Genomic DNA, 20,455 nt, shown 5'->3' with positions numbered 1-20,455 from the left:
GGGCGCCTCCTTGCGCCGGCATGCACGGTTCGAGGGGAGGCCGAGGCGGGGGCACCGGCGCTCGCGCCGGGCCCCGCTCGGGCGGGTCAGTCAGGCTGTCGGGTCAGATGGGGAGGTTGAACAGGCGGGCGGCGTTGCCTGCCAGGACGAGCTCGCGCTCGGCGTCGGTGATCTCCAGCTCGTTCTTGACGAACTCGACGCCCTGGCTCATCCAGCCGTAGAACACGGGGAACGAGGATCCGAACAGGTAGTGGTCGGCGCCGCCGATCGCGATGGCCGCCTCCACCTGCTGCTTGCCCCACGAGTGGGGGTGGGTCATGTCGAAGAAGAGGTTGTTGTCGAGGTAGCTCTGGATCTTGTCGCCGCCCGTCGGGTCGAGGCGGGTGAGCGACTCCGCCTTGTTCGACGCGTGCGGCATGAGGAGCGCCTGGTTCGCGAACCAGTTGCCGCCGAACATGGTGTGGATGAAGCGCAGCCCGGGCATGCGGTCGAACATGCCGCTGAACAGCTCGCGCCCGACGGCGGTGGCCTGGTCGACGATGCGCCCGTACTCGCGGCGCAGGTTGGTGTAGTCGACGACCGACCGCCACTCGACCGGCAGGGGGGTGTGGTGCGCGATGACGGGGATGTCGAGCTTCTCGATCTCGCGCAGGTAGGGCTCGAAGACCGGGTCGTCCAGGTACAGCTGCCCGTAGTGGCAGGCGAGCTGGACGCCGACGGCGCCGAGGTCGATGCAGCGCTTGAGCTCGTCGATGTTCTCCTTGCCGCCCCACGGCGGCACGCAGGCGGTGAAGAACAGCCGCCCGTTCGACCGCTTGACGATGTCGGCGGCGTTGTCGTTGACGGCCTTGCAGGTCTCGAGGTCGAGCCACTCCTGCCAGACGGGCACGCGCATGACGCCGTAGTCCACGCCGGCGTCGTCCATCGCGGCGAGCTTCGCCTCGGCGGAGTAGTCGCCCTCGACGTAGTTGAGATTCTGGTGGCCGGCGGGCTTCTCCAGGATGAGGTGCTTCTTGCCGCTGGCCATCGTCTCGACGCGGGCGATCTCCCCGAAACCGCGCGGGGCGCTGTTCAGGAAGCCGCCCAGGATCTTCTCGTTGGTGAAGAGGTCCTCGGGCAGGTGGTGGATGTTGATGTCGACGACGGTCATGTCGCTGGCTGCTCCCGTCTTGCGGTCGTTCCCTGAAGCACATCGGCGTGCGACCCGCACCGGCGCGGTGGGCTCTTGCGTTCAGGAGGATCGCACGCCGCTCGCAGCATCGCGGGCGTCGTGCCTGTGGTACTCATGAGCGACCCGACCGAGCGCCAGATCGTGTGAGAAATCATATGCAGATCGGTCCGGATGGATCAACCCCCTGACGCATGGACGCGCCGGGTGAAGGTCGCAGGATGCCCGGGTTGACGCCGCTGATGCGGAGAAATCTCGCCGGGGCACCCCTGGATCCAGACTCTTCGTCGCCGTTCCACACTTGAAATCGTGTAGGAAGTGTTCCTACGATCGGCGCACGCTTCACCGTCGAGCGAGGGACCCGCACCGCAGCGGGCCGTCCGCCTCCTCGACGCCTCCCGGACGACGAAGCCCCAGGAAGGCATCCCATGAACGACCTGACCGCACGCGACGTCGAGTACGGCCACGACGGCACCCGCATGCTCGGCGCGCTGCGCGCGCCCGCCGGCGTGCGGGGCGCGCCAGGCGTGCTGCTCCTGCACGACGCCTTCGGCCTGAGCGACGACATGCTCGCGATCGCCGAGCGGCTGGCGGGGGCGGGGTTCGCCGTCCTCGCCGCAGACGTCTGGGGAGAGCGGGCCCGACCGCGCACGCAGGACGAGATCGGCCCGCTGATCGGCGCCATGGTCGCGGACCGTCCGCGCTGGGCGGCGCGCGTCGCGGCCGCCCACGCGGCCGCGGCCGAGCAGCCCGAGATCGACGACGACGCGATCGTCGCGCTCGGGTACTGCTTCGGCGGTTCCTCGGCGCTCGAGCACCTGCGCACGGGCGGCGCCGTCCGCGGCGTCGTGAGCGTGCACCCGGGCCTGGACCTGCTCGACGCCGACGCCGGCTGGGGCGCGTGCGACCCCACCGCCCGGGTGCTGCTGTGCTCCGGGGACCAGGACCCCATGGCCACCGCCGCGCAGCGCGACTCCTTGCAGCGGGCCATGACCGGCGCGGGCCTCGACTGGGAGACCGACCTCTACAGCGGCACCCGGCACGCCTTCACCAGCCCGCACGCCCGGTTCTCCCCGACGCCCGAGGCGGTCGCGTACCACCCGCGCAACGCGGAGCGCGCCTGGGACGCCACGACCCGCTTCCTGCGCGAGCTCGCACGCGACCTGAGCCCCGCCGTCGTCGGCTGACGCCGCGACCCCGAACCACCCCACCAGAGACGAGGACGTCCATGCCAGACCCCCAGCTCGACATCGCCATCGTCGGCGCCGGCCCCGCGGGCCTGGCCGCCGCGCTGCGGCTGCACCAGCGCGGGTTCCGCCCGCGCATCTACGAGACCGTGGCGCAGCTCCGGCCGCTCGGCGTCGGCATCGACGTCAAGGTGTACGGCACCAAGGAGCTCGAGGAGCTCGGCCTGCTCGAGGAGTTCCGGGCCATCTCCGTCGACGCGCGCGACTCGATCTTCTACAACAACCACGGCCAGGAGATCTACGCCGAACGCTGCGGCGTGCACATGGGCTACCTGCACGAGCAGCGGTTCGTGCATCGCGGCTACCTCCAGATGCTGCTGTACCGCACGGCGCTCGACCGCCTCGGCGCCGACTCCGTGGTGCAGGGCGTGCGCACCCTCGGCTACACGCAGGACGGCGACGGCGTCACGCTCGACGTCGAGCACGCGGACGGCACGCGCGGCCAGGTCCGCGCCGACGTCGTGGTGGCCGCGGACGGCATCAACTCCGTGGTGCGGCGGCAGATGCACCCCGCGAGCGCCGAGCCGCACTACTCCGGCATCACCATGTACCGCGGCACCACACTCATGGAGCCGTACCGCGACGGGCACACCATCCTGCACATCGGCGCCCCGCAGATCGCGACGATGATCGTGTACCCGATCGCCGACGACTTCGAGGGCACGGGCAAGACGCTCGTGAACTGGGTGGTGGAGCGCGAGCGCGACGAGACCGTCGAGGACTGGAACGCCGTCGGCGACGTCGCCGAGATCGTGCCGCTGTTCGACACCGTGAAGCTGCCATTCCTCGACGTGCAGCAGATGCTGCGCGACGCCCGCGAGGTATACCTGTTCCCGCTGATCCGGCACGACCCGCTGGAGTCCTGGACCGACGGCCGCGTCGTGCTGGTCGGCGACGCCGCCCACGCCATGTACCCGCGCGGCGGCAACGGCGCCTGCCAGGCGATCGTCGACGGCGCCGTGCTCGCGGAGAAGCTCGCCACGATCGACGACCCCGCCGCCGCGCTGAAGGCCTTCGAGGCCGAGCGCCTGCCCAAGGTCAACGGCATGGTCATGGCGCACCGCGGCGAGGGGTACGAGGTGATCCGCCGCATGGTCGCCGACCGCACGAACTGCGAGCCGTTCGAGGACATCGAGACCGTGCTGCCGTTGGCCGAGGCCGACGAGATCTTCAGCAAGTACCACGCGATGGTCGGCCAGCCGCGTCCCGGCTTCGAGGCCGGCGAGACCACCGGCTTCCGCACCGAGCACGCGCTGACCGCTGTTCGACAGGCCTGAGGAGGAGAGCATGGGCCAGCAGCCCTACCCCGTGACCAGTCCCGTGACCGTGCCCGACGCCGCGACCCGCGCGGAGATCCTCGCGCTCGAGGAGCGTCGTCGCGACGCCCTTGTCGCGGGGGACGTCGACGCCCTGGACGCGATGTTCGACGACTCCCTCGTGCACGTGCACGCCCCCGGCCTGGTGCACACGAAGGCGCAGCTGTTGGAGCACGTCGCCACGCGGCGCGCGTACGTCGACGTCGTGCGCGACGACCTGCTGGTGCGCCTCGTCGGGGACGTCGGCGTCGTCACCGGGCGCATCGTCAACCACATGCGCGGACCGGACGGCGCGCCCCGGGTGCTCGCCGGCGTCGTCACCCAGGTCGTGGTGCGCGGCGACGACGGCGCCTGGCGGTTCGTCAGCTTCCAGATGACGCCCGACGGCGAGCAGGTGTGGGGCGCGCTGCCGTCGGAGCAGCAGGCACGCGCCGAGGACACGAAGGACGGGAACGAGAGATGAAGCTTGCACGGTTCCGGGTCGGTGACGGCCCCGTCCGCCTGGGGCGGGTGGACGGCGACGTCACCGACGCCGCCTCGCTCACGGTCACCGACGTCTCCGACGTCGCCGGCACGTCGCTGCGCGCGATCCTGCCGGACCTCGGCGCCGGGCGGGAGGCGGTCGCCCGGGCCTCGGGGGAGACGTACGCCCTGTCCGGCGTCGTGCTGGAGGCGCCGGTCGACGACCCGCAGAAGTACCTCGGCATCGGCATGAACTACGCCGCGCACGCCGAGGAGGCGCGGCAGGCCGGCATCCCGGTGCCCACCAGCCAGCTGTGGTTCAACAAGCAGGTCTCGTGCATCGTCGGGCCGCGCGCCGGCATCGTGAAGCCCGACGTCTCCGACGAGCTGGACTACGAGATCGAGCTCGCCGTCGTCATCGGGAAGCGGTGCAAGCACGTCGCCGCCGCCGACGCGCGGTCCGTGATCGCGGGGTACATGGTGGCGAACGACGTGTCGGTACGGGACTGGCTGCAGAAGCGGTCGCCCACGTTCACGCTGGGCAAGTCGTTCGACACGCACGGCCCGCTCGGCCCGTGGCTGACCACCGACGACGAGGTGCACGACCCCCTCGACCTGGGGATGCGCCTCACCGTGAACGGCGAGGTGCGCCAGGACTGGCGCACCGACGACATGATCGACGACGTCTACGAGCAGATCGCCTACCTCACGCAGGTGATGACGCTCGAGCCGGGCGACGTGCTGGCCACCGGCACGCCGTCGGGGATCGGCGCGCCGACCGGGAGGTTCCTCAAGGTCGGCGACGTCGTGCGCGCGGAGATCGAAGGCCTGGGAGCGCTCGAGAACACCATCGTCCCCGAGCCGGATCAGGCGGGATGACCGTGGGCCGCCGCACGACCGTGGACGTGCCGGGGTTCGCGCACGCGAACCCGGTGCCGGTGGCGAGCCGGGTCGGCCCGTTCCTCGCCACCGGCGCGCTGACCGGGCGGGACCCGGGCACGCGGGAGATGCCGGATGGCCTCGACGCGCAGTGTACGAACGTCTTCCGGCACGTGCGCGCCGTGCTCGCCGCAGCGGGCGGCGGCCCGGGCGACGTCCTCAAGCTGACGGTGCATCTCGTCGACCCCGGCGACCGCGAGGCGCTCAACCGCGAGTGGACGGCCCTGTTCCCGGACCCGGCGGACCGTCCGGCCCGGCAGGTCGTGGCCGCCACCCTCGGCGGCGGCGCGCTGGTGCACGTCGACCTGCTTGCTGTGCTTGAGGAAACCCGGGGCGGGGGTCGGGTCGGCTGACCGACGTGGCCGCCTGCGACGTGCTCCCCTGCGACGTCGCGACGATGACGGCTCGACGGACGTCACGGTCTCAGGAACGTCAGCTGCCCGGGGGCCGGGCTCAGGCGAGCAGGGCGGCCGTCGCCTCCACCGTGCGGGGCACCCACCACGCCCAGTCGTGGCCTCCGGTCACGACCTGCGACGACACGTCCGCGCCACGGAGCACGAGGGCGCGGGCCAGCTCCTCGGACGCCGCGGCGCCCTCGTACCGCCCCGCCTGCAGGCGCAGCCGCACCCGCGGTGCGACGCGGGCCAGCGGCTCCACCAACGCACCGGGCGGGTAGCGCCACAGTGACGGCGACTGCGCGACCGCGGCGCCCACGACGTCGGGGAAGCGCGCCGCGGCGAACAGCGCCGAGAGCCCGCCGAAGCTCGAGCCCGCGACGACGACGCGGCGCGGATCGGCCTCGATCCGGCGTCCGCCCACGCCTTCGCGTCGCAGCCGCGGCACCAGTCGCTCGCCCACCCACCGGGCGACCCCGCCGGGCACGCCGAGCACCCGGGCGCGGTGGGGCCCCGAGGCCACCATCACCACCGCGACCGGCGGCAGCGCACCCGCGGCTGCGGCGTCCGCGAGCACGCGCGCTGTGCCGAGCCGCTCCGCATGCGCCTCGCCGTCGAGCAGTATCAGAAGCGGCAGCGGCTCTCCGTTGGGGCGCTCAGGCACCCACCACCAGGCGCGCGGCTCGTCGGCTCGGGTCGCCAGGCGTGGCGGCACGGCGGAGACGTCGCCGAACCCCGCCAGCCAGGGCCGCTCGCCGGCTCCTGGCAGCCACAGGACCGAGCTCGCCAGGCCTCGACCGGCGCCGTGGCCGTGCGGGTTGTGGGGGTCCGTCCGGCCCGGTGCGTCGGGGTCGCGCAGGCCACGCGCCCACCAGCCGGGATCCTGCCGCCCGTCGTGGCCGCCGTCGTGCACCAGGAAGCGGTAGCTCGCCTCCCAGTCGTCCGGGACGTCGAACGTGCCCTGCCACCAGCCGTCCGGGCGGGGCGCGAAGTCGCAGACATCCGGGCGCTGCGGCTGCCACCACCCGCTCGCGGCCAGCGCCACGGCCCGCGCCTCGGGGGCGTGCAGCCGGAACGTGACGTGAGCCCGCCCGCCCGGGTGCAGCACGACGTCCGGGCTGCGCCGGTCCCGGGGCGCCGCCGGCGGCTCGGGTGCGCGGAGCACCTCGACCGTCGTGCGCCCGGCGGGCCGGGGGAGCGGTGCCCAGCCCTCCCAGTCGGTCATACCGGCACCACCAGCGGCAGGCCCGACACGGGGTGGTCGAGCACGCAGACCTTCTGCCCGTACACCTCGGCGACCCGCTCCTCGGTGATGACGGCGCGCGGGTCGCCGTCGGCGACCAGGCGGCCGCCGTGGAACACGGCGACACGGTCGGCGTACCGGGCGGCGAGCGTGAGGTCGTGCAGCACGACGACGACGCACGCGCCCGCGTCGGCGAGCCGCCGCGACGTGCGCATCACCGCCTCCTGGTGGCGCAGGTCGAGGGCGGCGGTCGGTTCGTCGAGCAGCACCAGCGGCGTCTCCTGCGCCAAGACCCGCGCGAAGACCGTTCGGGCCAGCTCGCCGCCCGACAGCGTGGTGGCGTCCCGCCCCGCCAGGGCCTCGAGGTCGGCGGCGGCCAGGGCGGCGTCGACCGCCGTGTCGTCGCGGTCCGACGCGCGGTGCGGGATGCGGCCCATCGCGACGATCTCGCGGACGCTGAAGGCGAACCGCACGTCGTGCTGCTGCACCATGACCGACCGCTGCCGCGCGAGGTCGGCGGCGCGCCACTCCTGCGGCGCGCGGCCGGCGACGAGCAGGCGGCCCCACGTCGGCGCCCGGTCCCCGGAGACGAGGCCGAGCATCGTCGACTTGCCCGCGCCGTTGGGGCCGACGAGCGCCACGACGCTGCCCGCGTGCAGCTCCAGGGACACGTCGTCGAGCAGGGTGTGCTCGCCGACGCGGAACCCCACGCCTTGCGCCTGGACGACCGGTGCGCTCATGCTCCGACCCCCGGCCGCTCGCGCAGCACGAGCCACAGGAAGAACGGCGCGCCGAGCGCCGAGGTGAACAGCCCGATCGGCACCTCCGACGGCGGCGCGACGGTGCGCGCGGCGGTGTCGGCGAGCACGATGAGCAGGCCGCCCACCAGCGCGGACATCGGGATCAGCGCGCGGTGCGCGGGCCCGAACGCCATCCGTACGATGTGCGGCACCACGAGCCCGACGAACCCGATGATTCCCGCGAACGCCACGGTGACGGCGGTGAGCAGCGCCGTCACGACGACCAGCACCGCCCGCGCGCGCGTCACGTCGAGCCCTAGGTGCCGGGCCTGTCGCTCGCCGAGGGTGAGCATGTCGAGGCGCTGGTGCATGGCGACCAGCACGGCGACGCCGGCCACCACGACGACGGCCCCGATCGCGAGCTCCGTCCAGTCCACGGAGGCGAGGGACCCCATCTGCCAGAAGACGATGTCCCGGAGCTGGTCGTCGTCGGCCATGAAGGTGCAGAACCCGGTGACCGACGCGCACGCCGCACCCACCGCGATGCCGACCAGCAGCAGGCGGGACGTGCCGGTGCCGCGGCCGGGGCGCGCGAGCGCGTAGATGAGGGCCGTGGCGAGCAGGCCGCCGGCGAACGCCGCGGCGGGCACCACCCAGGTGGAGCCCGCCGCGGGCAGCGCCACGATCGCCAGCACCGCCCCGGCGGACGCGCCGCCGCTCACGCCGATGACCCCCGGGTCGGCCAGCGGGTTGTTGAACAGGCTCTGCAGCGCCGCGCCCGACGCCGCGAGGGCCGCCCCGGCCAGCGCGCCGAACAGCACGCGCGGCATGCGCAGGTCCATGACGACCGTCGTGGCGAGGCGCTCGCCGCCGTCGCCCGCGCCGAGGAGCTCGTGGGCGACGACGGCGAGCACGTCGCGCGGCGCGAGCCCGATCGGGCCGATGCCGATCGAGAGCACGACGGCGACGAGCAGCAGCACGCCGCCACCGACGACGCCGGCAACGAGCGGCGCCCGGCGGACGGCCCCGGTGCGGAGGCTCACTCCGCCGTCTCGGCGAGCGCCTGTGCGAGGGCCAGGGCGCCGGCGCCGGAGGCCGGGCCGCTCACCTTGATCTGGTCGTCCGGCATGACGATCACGCGGTTCGACTGGCCGGCGGGGGTGTCGAGCAGGGTCGGGAACGCCGCGGCGAAGCCCTCGAGCCCGCCCCACTCCTCGAGGTCGGCGGAGCCGAGCAGCAGCACGTCGGGCTCCGTGGAGAGCAGGCCCTCGTCGCTGTAGTCGCGCGAGAACCCGCGCAGCTTCGCCTCGACGCCCACGCTGGTCACGCCCAGCGCCTCGGCGACGTCGGCCCCGGCGGTGCCCGTGCCGACGACGGCGTTCGCGCCGCCCGCGCCGGACGACGTCACCTGGAGGACGCGCAGGTCGCCGAGCCCGGCGGCGGTCTCGGACGCCTCGGCGAGCTGCGCGTCGACGTCGGCGGCGAGCTCCTCGCCCGCCTCGTCGACGCCGAGGTAGGACGCGACGGCGCGGATCTTGTCGCCGGTGCTCTGCTGGTCGTCGACGACCACGGCGTCGACGCCGGCCTTGCGGAACTGCTCCGCGACGTCGCCGTGACGGGCGGTGTTGTTGCCGATGAACAGGGTGCCGTCGAGCGAGAGCAGGCCCTCGGTGCCGGTCTCCTGGCTGAACTCGTACTGCTCCGGCGCGGAGAGGGAGATCTCCGACGCGCTGTTGGTCGGGGCCGCGTAGACCAGGTCGGCCAGCCCGAGGCCGCCGAGGATCTCCGCGACGTCGTCGCCGCCCACGATGATCTTGCTCGCGTCGCTCACGGTGACCTCCGTGCCGGTGCCGTCCACCACGTCCACGGGGAGCGCGGGCTCGGCCTCGACCGACGGCACGTCCGACCCTGCCGCGAAGGTCCAGCCGTCGGGCAGGTTCTCCGGGGCCGCGGCGTCCGCGGCGACGTCGACCGAGGCGGCGGCGTCGGGCACGCCCTCGGAGGTGCCGCCGCCGTCCGACGAGCAGGCGGCGAGGCCGAGCGCCAGCGCGGCGACGGCGAGGGACGGGACGAGGCGGGACCGGGTGCGCACAGAGGCTCCAGGTGGACAGGCCGGGGCGAACCGCGGCATCGACTAAGGCAAGGCAACCCTAATCAGTTGCTCGATGGTCGCGTAAGCCTCCGGCGAGTGGGGTGGTTCACACCTCTGCGTCATCTCACGGGTCGTGCCGTGCACGCGTGCGGGCGCCACGGCCTGCTTCGGAATGGGTGAGCGGCGGCTGATCCAGGCGAGGACGTGGTCGGCGACGGCGTCCGGGTCGCCGACCCTGAGAAGGACGGCGGCGCGTCGCGCCCGGTCAGCGCAGCACGAACCCGGGAATCAGCGTGTCGTCGGGGTCGACCTCGAACACCGACGTGGCGACGTGGTGCGCGGTGCCGCTGACGACCGGGACGACGGCGTCGCGGCCGTGGTCGGTCACGTGCTCCAGGACGCGGGCGCGGAACCGGGTGCCGACGATCGAGTCGTGGACGAGCACCTGGTCGTCGCCCAGCCGCCCCGTGGCGGCGAGGACGGCGACCCGCGCCGCCGTGCCGGACCCGCACGGGGAGCGGTCGACCTGGCCGTCGGCGAAGATCGTCACGTTCCGCTGGTGCGGGCCCCCGTCGGGCGACGTGCCGAGGTCGTCGACGACGATCGTCCCGTACAGGCCGCTCAGCCGGGAGTCGGACGGGTGCTCGAGGCGGGGGTCGCCGGCGAGAGCGGCCTTGACCTCACGGCCGAGGGCGATGATCTCGCCCAGGTTCTCGGGCGCCACCGTGAGGCCCGCGCTCGCGGCGTCGACGCACGCGTACAGGGCGCCGCCCCAGGCGAGGTCGCCACGGATCTCGCCGCGGCTCGTGGCCACGGGCACGTCGGCGGCGACCAGCGCGCTCGGCACGTTCACGAAGTCGACCTCGTGCACGCGGCCGTCCTCACCGGTGCGCACGCGGGCGGTCACCCGCCCGGACGGCACGTCGATCACCACGTCGGTCGTCCCGGACGGGCCGGCGGGCACCAGGCCGGAGCGCACGGCCCACGCGCCGAGCGCGATGGTCCCGTGGCCGCACGCCGTGGAGAACCCGTCCTTGTGCCAGAACAGGACGCCGAGGTGCGCGCCCTCGTCGTCCGGCGGGGTGACGAAGCCGCCGTACATGTCGGCGTGGCCGCGCGGCTCGAAGCACAGCAGGCGGCGCAGCCCGTCGACGTCCGGGTCGTCGATCGCGCGCCGGCGACGCTCGGCGACGGTCGCGCCGGGGATCGGCACGGGCGGCGCCGGCACGATGCGGAACGGCTCGCCCGCCGTGTGGTAGTCGATCGTCCGCACCGGCCCCACGATCCGAGGCCGTTGGTCGGTCGCCGCGGTGCCGCTCTGGTCGGTCATGCGCGGGACCCTACGGCCCCCCGACGCCGCGTGGCTCTCGTCGACGTCCGCACGCGAGCCGTCAGGTCGGCTCCGGGCACGTCCTCGACAGGCCAGTCCCACCAGCGGACGGCCAGCAGCCGGTCGACGTCGTCGGGGTCGAACCGCACGCGGAGGTGCCACGCGGGGTTGCCGGCGACGACGGCGTAGGGCTCGACGTCCTTCGTCACCACGCTGTGCGCGCCGACGACGGCGCCGTCGCCGATGGTGACCCCGGGCATGATCGTCGCCTCGCGGCCGATCCACACGTCGTTGCCGACCGTGGTGTCGCCGGGTTGCTCGAGCGCCAAGAAGGTCTCGAGCGTCCGCTCCGCCCACGCGCCGGCCGATCGTGGTGAAGCGGCCGATGACGAGCCGTTGCGGCCCGTAGAGGTACTTGACGTTCGCTTGCTCGAAGGGGGCGTCGCTCCCCTCGGTGTCGGAGTAGGTGTAGTCGCCGACCGAGACGTACGGGGACGTGATCTCGTCGCGGAGGAAGCGGACGGTGGTCAGCTCGGGTCGGGTCGAGGGTGTGAGCTCGTCGGGGCCGGGACATCAGGCACGCGTGCTCCTCTCGTCTGCGGTGGCCGCGAGCGCGAGCCAGGTGTCGACGACGGTGTCAGGGTTGAGGGACACGGACTCGATGCCGCGCTCGACGAGCCACTGGGCGAAGTCGGCGTGGTCGGACGGACCCTGGCCGCAGATGCCGATGTACTTGCCGTGCCGGCGGCAGGCGTCGATGGCGAGCCCGAGGAGCTCACGGACGGCGGCGTCGCGCTCGTCGAACGCGTGGGCGACGAGCGCGGAGTCGCGGTCGAGGCCGAGCGTGAGCTGGGTCAGGTCGTTGGACCCGATCGAGAAGCCGTCGACGTGCTCGAGGAACTCGTCGGCGAGCAGGGCGTTGGACGGCACCTCGCACATCATGACGACCTGGAGGTCGTTCTCGCCGCGCCGCAGCCCGTTCTCGGCGAGGAGCTCGACGACGCCCTCGGCCTCGGCCACGGTACGCACGAACGGGATCATGACCCGCACGTTGGTGAGCCCCATGTCGTCGCGCACGCGGCGCAGCGCCTCGCACTCCATGTCGAAGCACTCGCGGAAGTCGGGGGAGAGGTACCGGGACGCGCCCCGGTAGCCGATCATCGGGTTCTCCTCGTCGGGCTCGTACAGCGTGCCGCCGAGGAGGTTGGCGTACTCGTTCGACTTGAAGTCGCTGAGGCGCACGATGACGGGCTCGGGCGCGAAGGCGGCGGCGATCGTGGACACCCCCTCGGCGACGCGCTGCACGAAGTACTCGCGCGGGTCGGGGTAGGCGGCGGCACGGCTCGCGACCTCGTCCCGCAGCTCGGCCGGCAGCTCGTCGGCGTCGAGCAGAGCGCGGGGGTGGATGCCGATCTGCCGGTTGATGATGAACTCGAGGCGGGCCAGCCCGACGCCGTGGTTCGGGAGCCGGGCGAAGGAGAACGCCTGGTCGGGGGTGCCGACGTTCATCATGATCTTCACGGGCGGCTCGGGCATCCGGTCGAGCTCGGTCGCGGCGTCGTCGAACGCCAGCAGGCCCTCGTAGACGCGACCCTCGTCGCCCTCGGCGCAGGAGACGGTCACCTCGCGCCCGTCGGGCAGGTCGGCGGTCGCGGTGCCCGTCCCGACGACGGCCGGGATGCCGAGCTCGCGCGCGATGATCGCCGCGTGGCAGGTGCGCCCGCCGCGGTTCGTCACGATCGCCGCGGCGCGCTTCATGATGGGTTCCCAGTCCGGGTCGGTCATGTCCGCGACGAGCACGTCCCCGGGCGCGAAGTCGTGCATCTGGTCGACGGAGGACAGCACCCGCGCGCGGCCGGCGCCGACCTTCTGCCCGATGGCGCGCCCCTCCAGCAGGACCGTGCCGTGCTCGCGGAGCGTGAACCGGTGCACGACGTTCCCCGAGTCGCGCGAGACCACGGTCTCGGGGCGTGCCTGCAGGACGTACAGCCTCCCGTCCACCCCGTCCTTGCCCCACTCGATGTCCATGGGGCGCCCGTAGTGCTCCTCGATGACGAGCGCGATGCGGCCGAGCTCCGTGACCTCGGCGTCGGTGAGCGAGAAGCGGGCGCGCTCGGCGGGGTCGACGTCGGCGAACACCGTGCTGCCGCCGACGTGCCGGCCGGCGGCGTAGCGCATGGCGACCGCCTTCTCGCCGACGGAGCGCTTGAGGACGGCAGGCCGGCCGGCGCGCAGCGCGGGCTTGTAGACGTAGAACTCGTCCGGGTTGACCGCGCCCTGGACCACGGCCTCCCCGAGCCCGTAGGAGCTGGTGACGAAGACGGCCTGGTCGAACCCGGACTCCGTGTCGACCGTGAACATGACGCCGGAGGCGCCGACGTCGGAGCGCACCATCCGCTGCACCCCGGCCGAGAGCGCGACGTCGTGCTGGTCGAACCCGTGGTGCGCCCGGTAGGCGATCGCGCGGTCGTTGTACAGGGACGCGAAGACGGAGCGCACGGCGTGCAGCACGTTGTCGATGCCCCCGATGTTGAGGAAGGTCTCCTGCTGCCCCGCGAACGACGCGTCGGGCAGGTCCTCGGCGGTGGCGCTGGAGCGCACGGCCCACGTCACCTGCTCCGGCTCGGGGTCCTCGGCCACGAGCGTCGCGAACGCCGCGCGGACGTCCGCCTCGACGTCGGCCGGGAACGGCTGCTCCTCGACCCAGCCGCGCACGGTCGACCCCACCCGCGCGAGGGCGGCGACATCGTCCGTGTCCAGGCCCTCGACGGCGGCGCGGATCCGGCCCGCGAGGTCGTCGTGCTCGAGGAACCGGCGGTAGGCCTCGGCGGTGGTGGCGAACCCGCGCGGCACGCGGACGTCGGCCGCCGCGAGCCGGGACACCATCTCCCCGAGGGAGGCGTTCTTGCCGCCGACCCGGGCCAGGTCGTCCATGCCGATCTCGTCGAACCAGAGGATGTGGGCCATCGTCGGTCCCTTCGTGGGTGCGGATCGTGGGGTACGGATCGTGGGGTGTCAGCCGCGCAGCTTCATGGTCTGGAGGATGACGGCGGACATCTCCTCGACGCTCTTGGTGGAGGAGTTGAGGAACGGGACGCGCGTGCGCCGGTAGAGGTCCTCGGCCTGGCGCAGCTCGAGCCGGCACTGGGCGAGGCTCGCGTACCGCGAGTTCGGGCGCCGCTCGTGCCGTACCTGGCTCAGGCGCAGGGGCGTCGTGGTGAGGCCGAAGCACCGCGCGGCGTAAGGCGCCACCACGGGCGGCAGGTCGTCGGTCGGGAAGTCGTCCTCGGTCAGGGGGTAGTTCGCGACGAGGAGGCCGTGCTGCAGCGCGAGGTACATGGTGGTGGGGGTCTTGCCGCAGCGCGACGGCGCGATGATGACGACGTCGGCGAGGTCGAGCGCGCGGCGGCTCTGCCCGTCGTCGTGCTCGATGGCGTACTCGACCGCGCGCATGCGGGCGAAGTAGCGCTCCAGGTCGCCGACGCCGTGCGACGGGACGAGGTGCTCGCTGGACGTCGTGCCCAGCGCGCGCTCGAGCTCGACGAGGTGCCCGCCGAGGAGGTCGATGAGGACGCCGCGCGACCGCTCGAGCTCCTCGCGGACGGCCGGCGCCCGCACCGTGGTGAAGACGATCGGGCCGAGGCCGTCCGCCGCGGACCGGTCGATCTGGCCGACGAGGGCGCGCGCGGCGCGGTCGGTGTCGACGAACGGCACGGTGTGGCGCCGGAACGCGACGCCCGGGAAGTTCACGAGGAGCGCGCCGCCCAGCGTCTCGGCGGTGATGCCGGTGCCGTCGGAGACGAAGTACACGGCGCGCTCGCCCGTCGCCGGCGTGCCGGCCTTCTCGCCGGCCGTCGCCCGGTGTGCTGTCATCCGCCGTCACCTCCGGGTCCAGGATCGCCTCGCCCGGGCGTCGTGGCCCGCCGAGCGCGACGTGCGTCGTCCTGCCGCACCCTACGCCACCCATGTGAATCATGGTTAACTTTCGACGAGGCGAGCGTCGTCCGCGGCCGTGGGTTACCCCGGGCGCACCGGCCCCGTCGACTCCCGCACCACCAGGCGCGGGCTGATCGCCACGCGGTGCACGGGGCGCTCGGGGTCGGCGAGGCGCTTGAGCAGCAGGTCGACGGCGGCGTGGCCGACGGCGGCGCGCGGCGGCCGCACGGCGGTGAGGGCGGGGCTGAAGAGCCCGGCGACCTCGTCGTCGTACGACAGCACCGAGAGATCGCCCGGCACGCCGAGACCCCGGTCCATCGCCTCCTGCACGACGGCGGACGCCTCGGGGTCGGAGTGCACCAGCAGCGCCGTCGTGCCGGAGGCGACCGCGGTGTCGACGACCTCCGTCACGGCCCCCGGGAACTCGGGGTTGCGGCGGTCGGGCGCGAGCCGCTCGAAGTGCTCCTCGGTCGACAGCCCGAGCTCGGCGCAGGCGGCGCGCCAGCCCGCGGCGATCTTGCGCGACGTCGGCGACTCGCGCGACAGCACGAGTCCCACCCTGCGGTGGCCGAGGTCGGCGAGGTGGTGCACGGCCATGAGCGCGCCGAGCGCGTGGTCCGAGACCACGGACTCGAGCGCCTCGCGGTGGGGAGCGAGCGCGGCCTCGCGCTCGACGAGCACGTGGGGCAGGCCGGAGTCCCGCAGCCACCGGGCGACGTCGGCCCCCCGCGTGCCGTCGGTGCGCGGGGCGAGGATCAGCCCGCTGACCCCGTCGGCCTCGGCCAGTCGCTGCAGGGCGGGCCGTTCGTCCGGCGTCTCGTACGAGGAGCCGCGGAGCACGACGCGCAGCCCGTGCTCCCGTGCCTCGGCCTCCATCCCGCGCACCACCCCGGGCCAGTAGTAGTCCAGGGAGGGGACGAGCACCCCGACGGTCTGCGAGGTCGGCGACGGGGCGGGCGCGGCGCTGGCCGCCGGCGCGGCGGCGGGCACGGCGCCCCCGTGCACGCGCACGAGGCGGCCCTCCCGCTCGAGCTGCGTGATGTCGCGCCGAACGGTCACGGCCGTCACGCCGAGGGCCCGCGACACGTCGGCGACCCGCACGACGCCGTCGCGGTCGAGGGCGGCGAGCAGGGCGGTCCGGCGCTCGGCCGGGAGCGGGGCACGCAGCTGCGGATCGGTGGTCACTCTTCCTCCTCGCTGCGGCGGGCGACGGCCCGCCGCCCGGTCATCCTGATCCCTCCGCGTCGACCTCTCGCGTGATGACGACCTCCAGGTCGTCGCGGCCGGTGACGTCGAGGTCCAGGCGTGTGAGGCGGTCGCCCCACACCTCGCTCAGCACCGGGTCGTCGAGGGGGCGGTCCACGAGCGCGGCGGGGACGTCCGGCGGCCACGCGAGGTGCAGGAGAGGGGCGCCGTCGAGCGGGACGACGACGGCGCGCCCCGGCGTCAGCGAGACGTCGCCGGCGAGGAGGAAGCGGACCGTCGTCGCCTCGGGATCGTCGTGCCCGTCGCCGTGCCCGTCGCCGTGCCCGTCGTCGCGCCGGTCGTCGAGGTCCCAGGCGTCCGACACCACGACGCGGGCGTCGGGGCCGCGCTCGAGGCGTGCCGAGCGCCGCCAGGACCGCAGCCCCGCGACGGGGTACGCGGCGGCGAGGTCCAGCGTCACGCCGGACGGCGCCCCCGTGCCGCGGCCGCAGAGGGCGGGGCGGACGTCGCGCGCCCGCGCGTCGGCGCCCACCGCCTGCGGGGTCCCGGCGACCTCGGGCACGGAGTGCCACGACGACTGCATGGTCCAGATCCGGTACCGGTCGGGGCCGAACGTCCGCGCGGTGTACGTCGGACGCCCCGCGTCGACCACCACGGGCACGCCGTCGGACGCGACGACGACGGACCCGACGTCGTTGTGGTTGTGCGCCTCCGCGTTGTGGCCGCCCTTGACGGCGAGCGCGAGCCCGGCCGCGTCGCCCGTGCACTCGCGGGCCAGGAGCACCTCGGTGGAGCCGAGCCAGGTCTCGGCGGGGAGCGGCGGGAGCGCGTCGGGCGCCGCCTGCCAGTCGCGGTCGGTGAGGGCGCGCAGCAGCCGCCCGAGCCCCTGCTGCTCCTCGGCGCCCGCCCCGGGCACCCGGTGCGCGAGCGCGTGGGCCGCCGCGTCGGGGTCGCCCGTGCGGAGCGCCGCGCGGTGCAGGGCGCGCCAGGGCGGCGTCAGGTGCGGCCGGGCCTGGCCGTCGGCCAGGTTGAGGTACCACGCCCCGCCCAGGTGCATCCGGTGCGGGAAGGCGACGGTCCCGCGCAGCGCGGTGGGCGACCGCCCGGGGTCGAGGGCGTCGACGGCGCCGCCGGTGGCGTGCGCCAGCACGTCGAGAGCCTCGAGCGCGCGGCAGGCGCCGTTCCACCAGTAGGCGTACCCCTCGTCGATCGCGCCGTCGTCGGGCAGGCATGCGACGTAGCGGTCCAGGCCCTGCAGCACCAGCTCCACGACGCGGGCGCGCTGGGCGGCCTCGTGCTCGCCGTCGAGCAGGCGCAGGGCGGCGACCAGCACGTTCCCGTGGATCCACGGGTTCCAGTTGTGCACGTCGCCGTCCAGCCCCAGCCAGTGCCAGTCGCGGCGGCGCAGGAACGGCTCGACGACGCGGACGCGCGCCTCGTGGCGCACCCGCGCACGCAGGCCCGGGTAGCGCGCGTCGAGCCCCGCCCCGAGCAGGTGGTCCACCCACGCGAGCTGACCGACCACCTCGCCGGCCCCGAGGTCGAGGTACGGGTCCGTGACCGTGGGCAGCACCGACCCGTGGCGGAGCAGGGAGTCGTCGTGGGCCGGCCAGCACCAGGAGCTCTGCTCGCACAGCTGCCAGACGCCGTCCGCCACCTCGTCGAGCCACCGGTCGGCTCCCGACGTGCCGAGCGAGACCGCCGCGGCGACGGCCGCGCGGGACAGGCGCCGCTCGCGGCCGTAGACGAGCTGCTCGTGCGCGTCACGGTCGCCGTCGCGGTGCAGGCGGGCCGCGGTGCTCGCGAGCGGGAGGGGCCACGGCGCGCCGAGCTCGGCCTCGGCGCGGTCGACGACGGCGGTCGCGGTGGCGGCGTCGAGCGCCCCGCGGGCGGGGTCCCACCGCCCTCGCTCGGTCGCGGGCGGGACGGGGAGCGCCGCGTCGGGCGGGAGCAGCAGGGCGTCCAGGGCCGCCGCGCGCTCGACACCGGGCGGTGGCAGGGGGAGGGTCGCGGCGAGCGGCCCGGCGAAGGTGTCCTGCGGGGTGTCCACGACGACCTCGTCTCGGATCGGTGACCAGCAAACGACCTAAAACGATCATGAGGATACAGCAACATGCTGGACATGGCGATAACCTGAACGCTTCACTCTGTTCCTGTTCGATCGCGGATGATCGGGCGTGATCGCCACGGCGGTCGGAACCCTCGACGAGGAAGGGCGCGATGGATCTCGCAGGTGCGACCCGAGAGGCCGACGGCGCGCGACCGTCCGGCCGGCACGCCGTGAGCGAGCTCTCCGGCTGGGACCGCGGCCGCTGGGCGGCGCTCGCGGACACGATGCTCGCCGCGGTGCGGCCGTACACCTCGCCGGACGGCGCGCTGGTGACGCTCCCCGGTGCCGAGGGCGGCTACGGCCGCGCCGTGGACGGTCTCGAGGGCTACGCGCGCACGTTCCTGCTCGCCGGGTTCCGGCTGGCGGGGGAGCGCGGCGTCGACCCGCACGGGTACGCCGAGCGGTACGCCGCGGGCCTGGCCGCCGGGACCGACCCCCGCCACCCCGAGCGCTGGGTGCGGCTGTCCCAGCACGGGCAGGCCAAGGTGGAGGCGGCGTCGATCGCGCTGGTCCTGGACCTGACGCGGCCGTGGATCTGGGACCGGCTCGACCCGGCCGTGCAGGAGCGGGTGGTCGACTACCTCGCGGAGGCCGTCGGAGACGACACCTACCCGCGGATCAACTGGGTCTGGTTCCGGCTGGTCGTGCAGACGTTCCTGCGCTCGGTCGGCGGGCCGCACTCCCTGGACGAGATGGCCGCGGACCTCGCGACGCACGACTCCTTCGAGCGCGCGGACGGCTGGATGTCCGACGGCGCCGAGCGCGCCTTCGACCACTACGCCGGCTGGGCGCTGCACCTGTACCCGACCCTGTGGGCGCGGATGGCGGGCGCGGCGGACCTCGCGGCCCCGCGCCGCGAGCGCGACGTCGCGTTGCTCGACCGCTACCTGCAGGACGCGGTGGCGCTGGTCGGCGGCGACGGGTCGCCGCTGGTGCAGGGCCGCTCCCTCACCTACCGGTTCGCGGCGGCCGCGCCGTTCTGGGTGGGCGCGATGGCGGAGGTGCCGTCGCTGCCCCCGGGCCTGCTGCGGCGCGCGGCGTCCGCCGTGGTGGGGCATTTCGTCGAGCGGGGCGCCCCCGACGACGACGGCCTGCTCACGCTCGGCTGGCACCACGCCTGGCCGCGCCTGGCGCAGTCGTACTCGGGCCCCGGCTCGCCCTACTGGGCGAGCAAGGGGCTGCTCGGCCTCGCGCTGCCCGCCGACCACCCGGCCTGGACCGCGCCGGAGGAGCCGCTGCCGGTCGAGCACGGCGACGTGCTGCGCGTCGTCCGCGCGCCCGGCTGGGTGATCAGCGGCACCCGGGCCGACGGCGTCGTCCGGGTGGTCAACCACGGCACGGACCACGCCCGCGAGGGCGACCGCACCGGCGACTCGCCCCTGTACGCGCGGCTCGGCTACTCCACCGCCACCTGCCCGTGGCTCGACGACGACAGCTGGCTCTCGCCCGTCGACCAGTCCGTCAGCCTCGTCGACGCGACCGGGCGGGCCACGCACCGCACCGGGATGACCACCCTCGAGGTGGGCGTCGTCGAGCCTTCCGCCGGAGAGGCGGAGGCGGCGGTGGCGGCGTCGCGCGTCGCGGCGCACTGGGTGCTCCCCGCGGCGGACCAGCAGGGCCACGGCTCCGGCGCGACCGGAGACGCCGCCGACGCGGGCGTCCTGACCGTCGTGTCCGTCGTCCGCGGGCCGTGGGAGGTGCGCTGCGTCCGGGCGGACGCGTTCGCCGCCGGTGCGGACGACGGTGCCGCCACGGCCGTCCGGCTGCGCGTCTCGGGCTGGCCGACCGTCGCCGGCGACGGCCTGACCTCCGTCGTCGCCTCGCTGCTCGGCGACGGGACCGGCGGCGCCACCGTGCGCGACGACGTCAGCCCGCTCGGCGAGGGCGCGCGCGTGCCCTGGGTCGACCTGGCCGCGGCCCCCGGTGCCTGGACCGCCTGCCTCGTCACCCTGCACCGTGGCGACGGCTCCCGCGACACCCCGACCCACGGCGGCGCCGTGACGGTCGACGACGCGACCGCCGTCGTCGTCTGGCCCGACGGCGCGCGCACCACCGTGCGTCTGCCCTGACGGCCGCCCCGCCCGGGTCCTGGGCGCGGTCCTGCCGTCCGACGTCCGCCGAGGAGGGCGGCCCAGCGGCTCTCGTGGGCCGCGGCGGTGGCGTGCGACCTGTCTCGAGCCCCCGAAACGAGCAGAAGCGAAAGAGTGCAGCGATCAAATGTTGACGTAAACATTGGGACGTGCCAGCCTGCGTGGCGGGCGACCGACGGCC

The 20,455-nt window shown here is 74.4% G+C and carries 16 protein-coding genes and 1 pseudogene; 6 read left to right on the top strand and 11 right to left on the bottom strand.

Translation table 11 applies throughout. The features are described from left to right. Positions 1-103: 103 nt before the first annotated feature. Positions 104-1,150, bottom strand: a complete 1,047-nt coding sequence (locus ACFWEK_RS06200; protein ID WP_430546305.1) for an amidohydrolase family protein — start codon at positions 1,148-1,150, stop codon at positions 104-106. Positions 1,151-1,596: 446 nt separating this feature from the next. Here ACFWEK_RS06200 and ACFWEK_RS06195 point away from each other — a divergent pair, with 446 nt between their 5' ends. Genes ACFWEK_RS06195 through ACFWEK_RS06175 form a run of 5 tightly spaced genes read left to right on the top strand, consistent with a single transcriptional unit; the run spans position 1,597 to position 5,485 of the window. Then, complete coding sequence (locus ACFWEK_RS06195) at positions 1,597-2,355, top strand: dienelactone hydrolase family protein (RefSeq protein ID WP_430553467.1); 759 nt, start codon at positions 1,597-1,599, stop codon at positions 2,353-2,355. 41 nt (positions 2,356-2,396) lie between these two features. Beyond that, the gene (locus tag ACFWEK_RS06190; RefSeq protein WP_430553466.1) at positions 2,397-3,692 is read left to right on the top strand and encodes an FAD-dependent monooxygenase; all 1,296 of its coding nucleotides are present in this window, start codon (positions 2,397-2,399) and stop codon (positions 3,690-3,692) included. A gap of 10 nt (positions 3,693-3,702) precedes the next feature. Further along, a complete protein-coding gene (locus ACFWEK_RS06185; protein ID WP_430546302.1) occupies positions 3,703-4,194 on the top strand; it encodes a YybH family protein in 492 nt (163 codons plus the stop codon). Continuing rightward, positions 4,191-5,072, top strand: coding sequence for a fumarylacetoacetate hydrolase family protein (locus ACFWEK_RS06180; protein WP_430553465.1), 882 nt, complete (start codon positions 4,191-4,193; stop codon positions 5,070-5,072). The genes ACFWEK_RS06185 and ACFWEK_RS06180 overlap by 4 nt, the downstream gene beginning before the upstream one ends. Next, a complete protein-coding gene (locus ACFWEK_RS06175; RefSeq protein WP_430553464.1) occupies positions 5,069-5,485 on the top strand; it encodes a RidA family protein in 417 nt (138 codons plus the stop codon). Before ACFWEK_RS06180 ends, ACFWEK_RS06175 begins: the two co-directional genes overlap by 4 nt. 100 nt (positions 5,486-5,585) lie before the next feature. On the opposite strand, the gene ACFWEK_RS06170 is transcribed toward ACFWEK_RS06175, so the two are convergent. From ACFWEK_RS06170 to ACFWEK_RS06125, 10 genes and pseudogenes are all read right to left on the bottom strand, one after another. Continuing rightward, positions 5,586-6,752 (bottom strand): alpha/beta hydrolase-fold protein, encoded by a 1,167-nt coding sequence (locus tag ACFWEK_RS06170; RefSeq protein ID WP_430553463.1) that lies wholly within the window; start codon positions 6,750-6,752, stop codon positions 5,586-5,588. Continuing rightward, positions 6,749-7,510 carry a heme ABC transporter ATP-binding protein gene (locus ACFWEK_RS06165; protein ID WP_430546298.1) on the bottom strand — a complete coding sequence of 254 codons (762 nt, stop codon included), beginning with the start codon at positions 7,508-7,510 and terminating at the stop codon, positions 6,749-6,751. Before ACFWEK_RS06165 ends, ACFWEK_RS06170 begins: the two co-directional genes overlap by 4 nt. Next, entirely contained in the window at positions 7,507-8,553 is a 1,047-nt protein-coding gene (locus ACFWEK_RS06160; protein WP_430546297.1) for a FecCD family ABC transporter permease, read from the bottom strand. The genes ACFWEK_RS06165 and ACFWEK_RS06160 overlap by 4 nt, the downstream gene beginning before the upstream one ends. Further along, positions 8,550-9,602, bottom strand: a complete 1,053-nt coding sequence (locus ACFWEK_RS06155) for an ABC transporter substrate-binding protein (protein WP_430553462.1) — start codon at positions 9,600-9,602, stop codon at positions 8,550-8,552. Before ACFWEK_RS06155 ends, ACFWEK_RS06160 begins: the two co-directional genes overlap by 4 nt. 265 nt (positions 9,603-9,867) lie before the next feature. After that, positions 9,868-10,932: a proline racemase family protein gene (locus ACFWEK_RS06150; RefSeq protein ID WP_430553461.1), complete on the bottom strand. Its 1,065-nt coding sequence runs from the start codon at positions 10,930-10,932 to the stop codon at positions 9,868-9,870. Positions 10,933-11,021: 89 nt separating this feature from the next. Continuing rightward, positions 11,022-11,243: pseudogene (locus ACFWEK_RS06145) on the bottom strand (CatB-related O-acetyltransferase); the annotation flags it as partial. Positions 11,244-11,505: 262 nt separating this feature from the next. Continuing rightward, positions 11,506-13,899: a phosphoenolpyruvate synthase gene (ppsA, locus tag ACFWEK_RS06140; protein ID WP_430553460.1), complete on the bottom strand. Its 2,394-nt coding sequence runs from the start codon at positions 13,897-13,899 to the stop codon at positions 11,506-11,508. 48 nt (positions 13,900-13,947) lie between these two features. Further along, the gene (locus ACFWEK_RS06135; protein WP_430546293.1) at positions 13,948-14,805 is read right to left on the bottom strand and encodes a pyruvate, water dikinase regulatory protein; all 858 of its coding nucleotides are present in this window, start codon (positions 14,803-14,805) and stop codon (positions 13,948-13,950) included. Positions 14,806-14,949: 144 nt separating this feature from the next. Continuing rightward, positions 14,950-16,053: a substrate-binding domain-containing protein gene (locus ACFWEK_RS06130; protein WP_430553459.1), complete on the bottom strand. Its 1,104-nt coding sequence runs from the start codon at positions 16,051-16,053 to the stop codon at positions 14,950-14,952. A 40-nt stretch (positions 16,054-16,093) separates the two neighbouring features. Continuing rightward, complete coding sequence (locus tag ACFWEK_RS06125) at positions 16,094-18,124, bottom strand: heparinase II/III family protein (protein ID WP_430553458.1); 2,031 nt, start codon at positions 18,122-18,124, stop codon at positions 16,094-16,096. A gap of 170 nt (positions 18,125-18,294) precedes the next feature. Here ACFWEK_RS06125 and ACFWEK_RS06120 point away from each other — a divergent pair, with 170 nt between their 5' ends. Beyond that, the gene (locus tag ACFWEK_RS06120) at positions 18,295-20,253 is read left to right on the top strand and encodes a DUF2264 domain-containing protein (RefSeq protein WP_430553457.1); all 1,959 of its coding nucleotides are present in this window, start codon (positions 18,295-18,297) and stop codon (positions 20,251-20,253) included. The last annotated feature ends 202 nt before the right edge of the window (positions 20,254-20,455 follow it).

Origin of the sequence: Isoptericola sp. NPDC060257, assembly GCF_042726645.1 — a bacterium.
Lineage (GTDB): Bacteria > Actinomycetota > Actinomycetes > Actinomycetales > Cellulomonadaceae > Isoptericola > Isoptericola nanjingensis.
Note: the sequence above shows the minus strand (reverse complement) of the source record. Positions and strands in the feature narration are given on the sequence as shown.